Genomic DNA, 11,169 nt, shown 5'->3' with positions numbered 1-11,169 from the left:
TCCGTGAGATCGTCCTCCTGTTCGCGCTCAACAATCTCAAGAAACTCGCCAAAACGCTATGATCCGACTCCCGTCCCGCATTTTCAATAGAGCACTTGATACCCTTCACAGCGATGTTGACGCTTGCACTGCGGTCCGCGTGGTCTTGATGAGAACACGATCGGCACTTGAACCGTTTCTTGTTGCGGTTCGCTCGCTCGGCGTGCCCACATATCGGGCATCGCTGGCTCGTCTTGTACGGGTTAATCCATCCAGTCGGGATACCCTCGAACGCCGCCTTGTACGACGTATAGGACTGAAGGGCACGAAATGGAAGGTGATGTAAGCGCCGGTTCATCCGCGTGCCATAGTCGATACTGTCGCGCATCTCTTTGAGGTCTTCAAAGACGATGCACGGGTTCTCGAACTGCCGGCTCCATTCCACGATGTGTCGGGACACTTTGTGGAGTCGGTCGCGGACAAACCGTTCTTCCTGATCTCCTAGTGTGTCGTGAACGCTCAGCTTCCCTGCGTTCTGGACGCGCTTCCGAATCGTGAAGTAGCGGTGACGCTCGAACTTGATTTCGGGGAAATCGATGACGAGCGTGTCCTCGACCCCATCTTCTGAGAGTGCAGTGAGGGCTACATTGTCCTCGTTCACGTCTACACCGACAACAGTCCGTGAATTCTGCTTGTCCCGAACGGTTTGCTCGGTATTGGTAACATTGACATGCAGCTCGGAGGTATCGTTGTGGAACAGGGCTTCTGCCGTCCCAATCTTCCACTCCGTGCTTGTGAGCGCAGTCTTGAGAATGCTGAGGTGCTCGTCACTCCCTTTGAGCACGCCCTTGACGTGTTTGTACGGCTTCGCGCTGATGCGGAAAGCGACGTTGCCATCGTCAGTGAGCGATAGGTTGTACCCCTCCTCGTAGTTTGCTCGGAGTGGGTATGCGCCGTTCTTGGTGTGACTGGGTAGGCCAAAGTCGTCATACTCGTAGTAATTCTCCATCGCACCGAGTGCTTTAGCGACGACACACTGCGTCGTATTCTTCACGAGATCAGCGTCGTCAACTACGCGATTCGGAATCTTGTCCCAGTCTAGACCGTCTTTTGCGAGTTGGATAGTTTCGTTATACACCGACCGTGCTTCGAGCGTGGCATCGTACAGCAGACTCTCGTTGTTACTCTGGATGTCGAGCTGAAAGTCCAGTGTCTTCACAAGAGCCTGCTCGAGTGTCATTCTGACGTGTTTCCCACTACGTCGCCTTCGTTCAAAAGTTCGGGCCAAGCAAAGTGAAAGTGGAAGCCGGCGTCGGTTTCACCCTTGAGAGAACCGCGACGAGAGAGTGGAGAAGTTCGGGTGGAAGCATCTTCAACGTTGTCGCACAGGAGCCTCGCCAGCAGCCACCCTTAACCAACAAACAGCCACCGAGAATCGCGGAATGTTGGTTAATTGAGCGGCACCGGGATAGTCTGGTTCTGGAAACGTTCTTGGAAACAGATCATGGTCCGCAGAAACTCGCCGACTGAGGACGAGTAACCCACTGTCTCGTTCCTTCCCTGAAACGCGGAAGCGCCACGCCGCGGCTTATCGGGAATGTAGACCTCTATGCGAATATGGGAGAACACTCAACGTCGAACCGATTGGCGGTGGACCAGCCGACACGGGGAGCTGACCGCAATCGGTCCCTCGCTGACCAGACCGATCCGAATACGGACGAGATGCTGCTGCCACAGCTCGACGACGGCATCACGCTGCTCGACGTCGAGGGAGGCCGCGGCGTCCCAATCCTGCAGTCGCTCGTACTCGACCATCTCCTCCTGCACGACGGGCCCGCCTTCTGGGTCGACGCAAATGGTCACGCGACGACGACGACACTCGCTCAGATCGCGCCCAGCCAACGGTTGCTCAACCGAATCCACGTCGCACGCGGATTCACCGTCTACCAGCACTACGGCGCCATCTGTGATCTCCCAACAGTGGTGAACAAGGCAATCCAGTCGTCCACCGCCGATTCCGGGGCAGCCGGTCGAAGGGCACCAAGTCGTGACGAGGGTACCTCTCCCCACACACCCGCTCTCATCGTCGCGCCGGCCGTCGACGCCCAGTACCGCGTCGACGATACCCTTGGCGAGACTCACGCAAAAACCCTCCAAGCCCGAACTCTCGCCCGGTTGGCAACCTACGCCGAGGGGTACGACATCCCGGTGCTCGTTACGCGAAACGAACGAAACGAATTCACCGAATCAATCGCGACGGTCGCCGACCACCACTTGGAGTGCGAGCAGACCCGGATGGGGCCACGGGTCGTCGGCGAGGACTTCGAGACGCTCGTCTATCCCGTCGACGACGGCGCGTACTACCAGACGACGTTCGCGTACTGGCGGCAGCTTCTCGCGGCTCGCGCCACGCAGGTCGGCGTGGAACCGACGACGCCGTCGACGCCGACCCCGGAGGGCGTCGGAACGGGCGTCACAGCTGACGATGAGACGGTGGCGACCACTGCGGACCCCTTGCTCGATGCGTGGACCGCGACCGGGACAGGAGGCCGATAGCGATGGGGCGCACGAACCCGACGTACCGTGATGCACTGCGGGCAATCGAAGAGCGCTGGGGAGAGTTCCGCCGAGCACTACGGCGTCGCGACCAGCCGCGATTCGACCGGCTGTTCGAGTACGCCCGCGGGCACGCCGACGCGAGCGGGCTGTTGAACCACCAGAACCCGCTGCTGCCAGCGCTGCTCAGCATCGATCTCGAACAGGAAAACCGCCTCGACGACCACGAGGAACGCCTATCAGAGCTTGAGCAACGGCTTTCGGAAACCGTGGTCGAACAGCAGCAATCGTCCGCCGAAGGTAACACTGGGGGTTCGGAATGACGGAGTTGACGACGATTGCCTTCGATATCGAAACGACGGGATTTCATGCCGATGATGAACTCACAGTAGTTGGGTTCGACTCGGCGGTCTCGTCGCGAGTGTTTCTCCATACCGGAACGGCACCACAAACAGGCCTCGCAGATCGGCTCAACGACGCCCTCCAGACACCGGTACAGCTCTCACTCCACGACAGCGAACAGGAACTCCTGAACGAACTAGCGACGTTCGTCACGTCGACACTCACCCAACGAGATGCAAAGCTCGTCGCATACAACGGTGAGCGGTGGAACGGAGGATTCGACCTCCCGTTCCTTCGCACACGGCTCTGTACGCACGGGCTCGAGTGGCCGTTTGGCACGCTGCCATACGTCGATGTGATGGATGTCTTCGAGACACGCTTCAATACGAGTGAAGACACACTGAGTGGCGTCTACGAGGAACTGATCGGCGCCGGATTGAACGAACTGGATCCATTCACCGACAGTAGCGAGGCAGTCACCGCATGGGAGGAAGGAGCCTACGAGCCACTCATCACTCACAACGTCGCCGATATTCGACGAACTCGAGCGTTGATGGAGCTCGCGGAACGGTACTGTTCAAAATCGGATTTCTCGATGAAATCGCTCGAACCGATCGTCTGAGGGCTAGTTGTATCCGTTCCGAAACCACGAGTCCCCCGCCACTGGGACAAGGAGTACACGCCTACGGTCAAGGAGTCGGCTACGGCGGGTTCTCAGCGTCGTTGGTTCCTTTGAACGTCTCGTGAGCGTGAGCGTATCGCCATCGTTGGAGAATCGCTCGCGTCACGAGGCCGGTCTCGGCCACAGCAATACAGGATTCCTCAACGGGACGACTCGGAGCGTCGGGTGGGGGATGGAAGTGTCGTCTCGGCGCGTCCGGTTTCGGGTGGCAATCGAACCGGAAATTCTGATTTCGGTCGTCCGTGTAGTGGATCGCATAGTTTCCGGTTAGACTCCGCCGGATGTCGATTCGAGCGGTTGACGCTGCACCGACTCCATCGGACAGTTCGACCGAGAGTGTCTGAGGGTTCAACGGGTCGTCTAGTGATGCTGTCTCGGCCAGCGGTTCCTGCTCCATGATCAGGTCGCGAATCTCACGCAACGCCCCGGCGTCAATCGGCCCAAATACCTCGGATTGCTCGACCGACCGAGACTGTTGAGAAGGAGTCTCGTCGCTGGTCATACGACGATGGATGGATCGCTATCGCCCTCCTCGTCGGTATCTGTGCCAGTCAGGTGGCCAGTGTTGCTTGCTTCAGCGATTGCGAGTGTTGCTTGTGCGAGTGCGAGGTTGCGTCGCGTCGTTTGCCATTCCGTGAGGAAGGCACCGTAGTCGTTGTCAACGTCGTCGACGTCTCGTTCACGGGCGAATTCTTCGGGTGAATCGACACCATACTCCTCACGCCACTCCTGTATCTGTGCCTTCATATCAGCAATACCGGACGCGATCTCTTCGGGGGACAGTTCCGCGAGCAGCGACTGTGCATGTTCGGTGACAATCGCCGTTTCCGATCGCCGGTAACACGTCGTCTGCCCGTCTTGGGAGGTCGTCACTTCGCCAGCGCTTTCGAGCGTTCGCAGGTGCTTTCGCGCCGTTGTTGCCGAGACGCGGGCGCGGTCGGCGATCTCGCCGGCGGACGCAGGGTTGTAGGTAGTACGAATGATTTCGTACACTCGTTCAAACGGCGTCGTCTCCTCAATCCATTCTTCTTCGACGACATCGTTTACGTCGCGGTGTTCGGTCCCTCCATCTGGAATCATTCGACCGGCCGGGGCCATCTCTTCGGACATGATATGCCAAACAACGCTAGGAGAGTATAATAATCTGTGGGGCAGTATTTTGTTCGCTTGGCTGCTTACTGCCGTTCCCACAGCGTTTCAATTCGCTCTTCGACGTACTCGAGGACGAGCTGGCAGACGTCACGATGGTCGTGAGGCCACTGTGCGTCGTCTGCGTTGGTGCGACTGGCGTCCGGTGGCGGATGGAAGTGATCTCGTTCGTTGTGACTGCTGGGGTGGCGGTCCCAGCGACACTTCCACACGCTCTCTTGGCGCTCTTCTTGATAGTGAACGGTGAAGTCGTCGTTGCGATACCATCGAATCTCAAATCGAGCAGACGCATCGCCCGGGTAGTAATCACCGGCGAGTTCGACACCGAGATACAGTTTCTCCTCCTCGATGAGATCCACTGATTCGAACATCCGACGGCCAGCAAACCGCGACCGCATATGCTCTAACACCGCTCGGTCTAGTGGCGCAGGACTCGCGCCGTCGTCTGCCGGCACCATCGTCAGCCGTGCGATGGCGCTGTCGAGCTAGTTGCCTCCTGGCGGGCGCGCTCGTGGAGTCGTCGTTCCTCAACCGCGGTCGCCCAGTCCCCGAGGTCCGCATACACATCATCAACGTTCTCGGCGTCGTAGTCGAGAACATCAACGTCACCGGGCGAGTCAGCGTCGTACTCCGCGCGGTATGCTTTGATTTGGTCGGTGAGCTCCGAGACCCGGGCCTGTAGTTCTTCGACGGTGTGTTCGTTCGCCAGTTCGTTCATTCGCCGCCACTCGAAGTAGTCGTCGTTGCGCTCGTATCGAGCTGGACGACCATCGTGATAGATGACGATGCCAAGGTCAGTGTAGAAGGACAAATGCGTTCGTGCGGACTCTTCGGAGCAGTCTGCACGCTCGGCAATCTCGGCGGCGGTCATCGGCTCCCGCGCATGGAGGACCGCGCCGTACACGCGCTGTTTCGTGTCTTCGCCGTCGAATGGCCGGTCGAATGGGGGTGGGCCGTCGCGGCGAGCGTCGTCTGACATACTTCGACCAACGGGCTAAAACCACATATTTCTTTCTCCGACCAAAATATATTCTTTTATATTCTCATTATCAGGTATCCGACCCTACCGAGTTTGCTCACTCGTCTGGTCAACAAGCAACCTCTCAGGGGATTCGACGCCGAATTCGGACCGACATTCGTGAGATGCCCCTCGACGAACCGCCTCTGGTCTTATGATGTTTGGCGACTTCCCAACACATAAAGGATGGCCAAAGAGTCGGTCTTCCAGTACACACGTCGAAGCTGGGCTCGTCGAGAACGTCGTACTCCGACCAACTGAGGCGACCGAGACCTACCCATCGGGCTGGAAGTACACGCTCCATCTGGGCACCCTCGAAGACCTCACGCTCGTCCGGTTCGATAACGCCCACGAAGATACGAAGGGGCACGAACATCACACCGCCGCTGGCGACGTCGACGACGTCACGTTCCCCGGGATGGAGGAACTACTCGTCGACTTCTGGGCGAGCGCAGACGAGTACTGGGAGGCCGTCGGCGGCGATCCGCCGCGGCCGTACTGACCGCACACCACCCGCCACCACGACACTCCAAAAATGACCACGCTCCACATCACCGTTGGCGACCGAGAACAGGTCCGTGAGGACGCACTCCAGTTCGTCCACGCCGCCGAGACGGACACGCTCAACGACCAGGACGGGGCGGCGACACTCCAGTTCGGAACCTACGACGACCTCGTCGACAGCCTCACCCCGCTCCGCCTGGAACTCATTCAGGCGATCGCCGAACACGCACCCGAAAGTATGCGGGAGGCCGCACGTCTCGTCGACCGTGATGTGTCCGACGTCCATTCAGATCTGAAGCACTTGGAAACGCTGGGGATTCGTCAACTGCCCCGCGCACGGTGGCGCGGGGCTTGTCAGTGAACTCGGCCTCTACCGACAGTTAGTCGGACGGGACGAATCCCCGGTTCGGCGTCACGGTTCCTGACTTGAGGGCGAGTTGACTGTCGCCCGTCCGCCGAGACGACTGTAGGCCGCGACGGACGTACCGCCATCCAACGTTTTTCGCACCCACGTAATCTGCATTCTGAGTTGCCCCGCACGACTCACACTCAAACTCTGCCTGACTGACGCGATTCCCCTCGCTCGTGTGCCCACACTCAGGACACCGACGGCTCGTGTTCCTCGGACTGACAAACTCAACGCAAATCCCTTCGGCTTCGGCTTTATACTTCACAAGGTCAACGAGCTGGCGGTGTGCCCACTGATGGAACTCTTTCACGGGCGGCGCACGCTCTCGGATGTGCTTTAGATTCTCGAACGCGATGTACTCGCAGTCGTGCATCCGTGCTTCTTTGAGAATCTGGTTAGCGACTTGATGGAGTTCGTCACGGAGATACCGTGACTCCCTCCCACTCATCTGCTGAATCGTCCGATGGGCGGATTGTGTCCCGGTCTGCTGAAGGTTGCCGCGGATCCGCTCGAACTCTCGATGCTGGTGTCGAAGCTCTCTGCCGGAGGCGAAGTACGCTGTACTGGTGGTGGCGATGTTGACGATGCCGAGGTCAACGCCGAGAACTGTCCTGTCCTCGTCGTCATCCTGTATTTCGACCTGTTTCTCGGGCTTGTCTTTGCGAAACCCAAGGTGCAGGTAGTATTCGCCATCACGCTTTGACAGCGTAGATTCTGTTACTTCCCACTCGTCATCGTTGAGGTATTCGTATTGATACCCGTCTTCGTCGGGAAGGTTCAGGCCACACCGAATCCGGCCCTCGACGGTGGAGAGCGATACAGACTCGTCATCGAACAGCGTCATCGTTCGCGTGTCGTATTTCACCGTGTTACTGGTGAACTCCGGGCGGGACGTTTTGTAGTGTTCGTCAAGGTCTTCGATTGCTTCGACACCATCGAGCGCGGCTGCGGCCTGATGGGTGGCGAGAATTGCGTGCTGACTCCCGAGACGTGTCTCTTCCACCACCGTGTCATAGGCGAGGTCTTGGAGGTAGGTTTTCCGCGTCTCACCTGCGTCCCATCCGATTCGACTGCTGATGTTGCAGGCATCTTTCCACTCGCTGATGGTGGCGTCGAGCAAGTCCTGTTGCTCGTCGGTGAGGATGGGACGAGTGATTGCGGTACGTCTCAGGTAGTCGTCTCCCACGAGTTTCAATAGAAGGTATAGGCACTTAATAGATAGTGGTTTGTGGCAGCGAGTGTCGGCTTCAACCCCGCCCACGGTGGGGCGGGGAATCCGCCTTGATACCTATTTGAACTGAAAGAAGGCGGCCCCGGCGGGGCAATGCAACCCATTGTCCCGTTCGACCGGATCGAGATGCACATCGACTACCCGCTCATCAACGATATCGATGGGGATGAGGGACCGGTTAGCGCATAGCGACGACCTTGTGGGGAGACCCACATAAACGATACTCCTCAGAAGTCACATCTCACGATGCGCTCGCTCGATCCCGTTGCGTGAGACGGCTATGCTGAGTTCCAGAGCCTGTGACAACAGCACATTTTGATCTCCGCTCCATCAAATCGGGAGCCTTGGCAGGCCGCACAAAGGTAAAGAACTATATTGTTGCATATTTTTGTGTAATTGTAAGAGAAGCTATGTTCACGCCCTGTTCTGAAAAAGCGCTCAAAACGCTGTTGGCGATCGATCCCGGCGATTCGATATCCGGCGTCGCCCGCAAAATCGACGAAAATCGGGAAACGATCCGCCGGGTCGTCAACGCACTCGAGGACGAGGGCTACGTGGAATACGATCGAGGCCTCACTGGAGTCGACCCCACGGTTCGCGAAGCTGGGCTCTCGTTTCTCGCTGCCTCGGCGGGTGTGGTCCCTCCATCAATTCCAGAGGCGTACGTACTCCCACAGTTCGCCGGACTGGAGTTTGCCTATACCTCGATTGATGCGGTCTATATCTGGACGCGTGGCGGCTATCAAGTTGCGCGCGATCCCGATAACTACCCGTTGTTCATCATGGTTGCCGAGACGGACCTCAAGGAATGGAAGCAGTTCTTCGAGCGCTTCGGTATTCCAGTCGCACAAGAGCGACAACCCGCTGATGAAATCGACCAGTCGATTCAGTTCGTCCTCAGGTCGTGTGCGACGGTTGCAGCAGACACCGTCGATGGTCGCCCAGTGATCCCCCTGCAGGAGACCGTCGAGTTTGCTCGGGACCACTATGCCACCTTCCAATCGGCATTGGACATGCTCGGACAGATGTATGAAGAGGTCGAAATCGACGCCGATTACCGGATGGAGCCGGCCTGATCATGAGTCACGAAGAACGCAGCGAGGCACTCATCGACATCCTCGACGACCTCGAACAATCGGAGATCCCCTTCGTCTTGGTCGGGGGCTACGCGATTAGTCAGTTCGAGACTCGGTTCTCGACCGATCTGGATCTTGTCATCGCCCCGGAGGACTATGACGAACTCGTTGACTTTCTCGAGGAGCACAACTTCGAACGAACGGACGAACTCGAAGTCCTACCCGAAGAAACGATCTATAATCGTGAAATAGAGCTATTCGGACGGACAGAAGGGCTGGTTCATCCGATCGGAGTTGACGTTCTCGTGAATGGCTTAGGATGTCGTCAGACAGAGGCAGAGTGGTCCTTCGAATACTTACGGAATCACAGTACCGTGACGACGATCTCAGGTGGGTCAAAGTCAACGACAGCAAGAGCCGCTGACGGTGAAATTCTGGTCGCTGCAAAGCTCCATAGCGCCAGAGAGACGGACCTCGCGGACGTTCTGGCGATGGTGCCAGAGATAGACTTCCAGAAGGTTGAATCACATCTCTACCGAGGCGACGAAGAAGTACTCCAATCACAACTCAATGAGGCGAAAAAGTTCGTCGAAGAGGGTGGACTCGACCACCGATTCAAGAGTCTGTTTGGCAAGTCTGCCGCGTCACCAGAAGACATCGATGCCCTCGTTTCATTCCTCGACCGACAGCTGGACTGATGCCAACAGTATCCCAAATACCAGTAGAGGGCGACATCCATCGGTAGTTTAACCAACATCAAGTCTGGCTGACCCGTATCTGTTGGTTAATAATGGCTTGAGATATCCCGGAAATCATTCCGGAAACAGACGAATACGAACAAATTGGACGGAACACGGTATCGTTCATGTTCTCGATACCTGTTTCTGAAACCCGGAAGGGACACGCCGTAGCTTATCGGATATCCGGATCTCGTGTGGATTGTTGAACAACAGATGCCGTTCACCATCGACTTTCTGGACGGGGGTCGCGTCCTGGAGTGGGAGGCAACTGCCGACGGGGCCGTCGCAACAGAACGAGATGACTACACACCGCGATTCTACGTCGCCGCTCGCGACCCTGATGCCGACCTCGATCTCACGACGCTCCAGTCGGTGTACGACCAGCACCCGGACGTCGTCGCGACCGAGACGGTTGCGCGACGGCCTGGCTTTCGACGGGACAAGGAGACCGTTCTCGCTGTCGACGTCGCCCATATCGACAGCGTCACCCCACTCGCTCGGCAAGCGCGCCAGCTGCCGGACTATCCAGTCGGGGATCTCGCCTGTTTCAACGTGGACTTCTCGCGAGAGTTCCGGTACTGTCTGGAGACCGGCGTCGATCCGACACCGGCAAGCGAGGTGTCGACGCTCCGACTCAGCGTCCCGGTGACCGAAACGAGCAACGACATCTATGGGGAGCTGTCCGTCGCTGGCGACACCGTCACTGGCTCGCCCTCGGAGCTCTTGACCGCCGTCCAGGCAGCGGTCGACGCACACGATCCGGACATCCTCGTCTGCTCAACGAGCGAGATCGTCTCGACCCTCCACGAAATGGCGACCGAGTCCGGCGTCGACGACTTCTCACTGAGTCGGGGACCGGACGTCGACTATCAGCAGCTCGCAAGCCGGTCGACGTACTCGAGCTACGGTCGCGTCGGCCACTCGCCGGCACGGTACAACGTGCCTGGCCGGGCGATCATCGACGAGTCGAACACGTTCTTCTACGGGGAGACGAACCTCGACGGCGTCCTCGACCTCGTGTCGCGCTCGAAAAAGCCCATCCAGGAGCTCGCGTGGGCGTCGATCGGGAACGTTCTCACCGCGATCCAGATCTGCGAGGCCTACGACCGCGGCGTTCTCGTCCCGTGGAACTCCTGGCGCCACGAGTTTTACAAGCCGATGGGGACGCTCCACGACGCCGACCGCGGCGGCTTCATCTTCGCGCCCGAGGTCGGCCTCCACGAGAACGTTCACGAACTCGACTTCTCCTCGTTGTACCCGAACATCATCTGTACCCGGAACGTCTCACCGGATGTCATCCGGTGTGACTGCCACAGCGACAGGGAGGATGTCCCCGGCCTCGGGTACTCGATCTGCGACGACCGGGGCTACCTCGTCGACGTGCTACAGCCGATCATCGACGCTCGCGACGAGATCAAGGCGGCCATCCGTCGCGAGAAGGAACGAGACGCCCCCGACGAGGACCACCTGGCGGAACTCGAGG

The 11,169-nt window shown here is 58.4% G+C and carries 12 protein-coding genes and 3 pseudogenes; 9 read left to right on the top strand and 6 right to left on the bottom strand.

Annotated features, from left to right (window positions below):
* Nucleotides 1-1,219, bottom strand: a 1,219-nt coding sequence (locus tag BLR34_RS15990; protein ID WP_245683249.1) for an RNA-guided endonuclease InsQ/TnpB family protein, incomplete at its 3' end; no start/stop codon positions are given.
* A gap of 482 nt (nt 1,220-1,701) precedes the next feature.
* Here BLR34_RS15990 and BLR34_RS15985 point away from each other — a divergent pair.
* The 3 genes from BLR34_RS15985 to BLR34_RS15975 are packed head-to-tail and all read left to right on the top strand — an operon-like array spanning nt 1,702 to nt 3,499.
* On the top strand, nt 1,702-2,535 hold the full coding sequence (locus BLR34_RS15985; RefSeq protein ID WP_092704840.1) for a hypothetical protein: 834 nt from the start codon (nt 1,702-1,704) through the stop codon (nt 2,533-2,535).
* Nucleotides 2,536-2,537: 2 nt separating this feature from the next.
* Nucleotides 2,538-2,858 carry a DUF8156 family protein gene (locus BLR34_RS15980; RefSeq protein ID WP_092704836.1) on the top strand — a complete coding sequence of 107 codons (321 nt, stop codon included), beginning with the start codon at nt 2,538-2,540 and terminating at the stop codon, nt 2,856-2,858.
* Complete coding sequence (locus tag BLR34_RS15975) at nt 2,855-3,499, top strand: ribonuclease H-like domain-containing protein (RefSeq protein ID WP_092704834.1); 645 nt, start codon at nt 2,855-2,857, stop codon at nt 3,497-3,499. Before BLR34_RS15980 ends, BLR34_RS15975 begins: the two co-directional genes overlap by 4 nt.
* A gap of 79 nt (nt 3,500-3,578) precedes the next feature.
* On the opposite strand, the gene BLR34_RS15970 is transcribed toward BLR34_RS15975, so the two are convergent.
* From BLR34_RS15970 to BLR34_RS15955, 4 genes are all read right to left on the bottom strand, one after another.
* Entirely contained in the window at nt 3,579-4,061 is a 483-nt protein-coding gene (locus BLR34_RS15970) for a toxin-antitoxin system TumE family protein (protein ID WP_092704832.1), read from the bottom strand.
* Complete coding sequence (locus BLR34_RS15965; protein ID WP_218120923.1) at nt 4,058-4,669, bottom strand: winged helix-turn-helix domain-containing protein; 612 nt, start codon at nt 4,667-4,669, stop codon at nt 4,058-4,060. Before BLR34_RS15965 ends, BLR34_RS15970 begins: the two co-directional genes overlap by 4 nt.
* A gap of 65 nt (nt 4,670-4,734) precedes the next feature.
* Entirely contained in the window at nt 4,735-5,079 is a 345-nt protein-coding gene (locus BLR34_RS15960) for a toxin-antitoxin system TumE family protein (protein ID WP_176765361.1), read from the bottom strand.
* A gap of 89 nt (nt 5,080-5,168) precedes the next feature.
* Nucleotides 5,169-5,687: a DUF7342 family protein gene (locus BLR34_RS15955; protein ID WP_092704828.1), complete on the bottom strand. Its 519-nt coding sequence runs from the start codon at nt 5,685-5,687 to the stop codon at nt 5,169-5,171.
* 225 nt (nt 5,688-5,912) lie between these two features.
* On the opposite strand from BLR34_RS15955, the pseudogene BLR34_RS15950 reads away from it, so the two are divergent.
* Together BLR34_RS15950 and BLR34_RS15945 are read left to right on the top strand one after the other, a co-directional pair.
* A pseudogene (locus BLR34_RS15950) lies at nt 5,913-6,228 on the top strand (toxin-antitoxin system TumE family protein).
* 33 nt (nt 6,229-6,261) lie between these two features.
* Nucleotides 6,262-6,588: pseudogene (locus BLR34_RS15945) on the top strand (HVO_A0114 family putative DNA-binding protein); the annotation flags it as partial.
* A 22-nt stretch (nt 6,589-6,610) separates the two neighbouring features.
* Here BLR34_RS15945 and BLR34_RS15940 read toward each other — a convergent pair.
* Nucleotides 6,611-7,825, bottom strand: coding sequence for an RNA-guided endonuclease InsQ/TnpB family protein (locus BLR34_RS15940; RefSeq protein WP_092704826.1), 1,215 nt, complete (start codon nt 7,823-7,825; stop codon nt 6,611-6,613).
* Nucleotides 7,826-7,927: 102 nt separating this feature from the next.
* On the opposite strand from BLR34_RS15940, the pseudogene BLR34_RS17670 reads away from it, so the two are divergent.
* The 4 genes and pseudogenes from BLR34_RS17670 to BLR34_RS15925 form a co-directional block, all read left to right on the top strand.
* A pseudogene (locus BLR34_RS17670) lies at nt 7,928-8,059 on the top strand (transcriptional regulator); the annotation flags it as partial.
* 221 nt (nt 8,060-8,280) lie between these two features.
* Nucleotides 8,281-8,946, top strand: a complete 666-nt coding sequence (locus tag BLR34_RS15935) for an IclR family transcriptional regulator (protein WP_092704823.1) — start codon at nt 8,281-8,283, stop codon at nt 8,944-8,946.
* Nucleotides 8,947-8,948: 2 nt separating this feature from the next.
* Nucleotides 8,949-9,644 (top strand): nucleotidyltransferase domain-containing protein, encoded by a 696-nt coding sequence (locus BLR34_RS15930; protein WP_092704821.1) that lies wholly within the window; start codon nt 8,949-8,951, stop codon nt 9,642-9,644.
* A 255-nt stretch (nt 9,645-9,899) separates the two neighbouring features.
* The coding region (locus tag BLR34_RS15925; protein WP_143414198.1) for a type B DNA-directed DNA polymerase at nt 9,900-11,169 on the top strand (1,270 nt) is incomplete at its 3' end.

The organism is Halovenus aranensis (assembly GCF_900100385.1).
Taxonomy (GTDB): Archaea; Halobacteriota; Halobacteria; order Halobacteriales; family Haloarculaceae; genus Halovenus; species Halovenus aranensis.
This window is presented reverse-complemented; position numbering and strand designations above follow the sequence as displayed.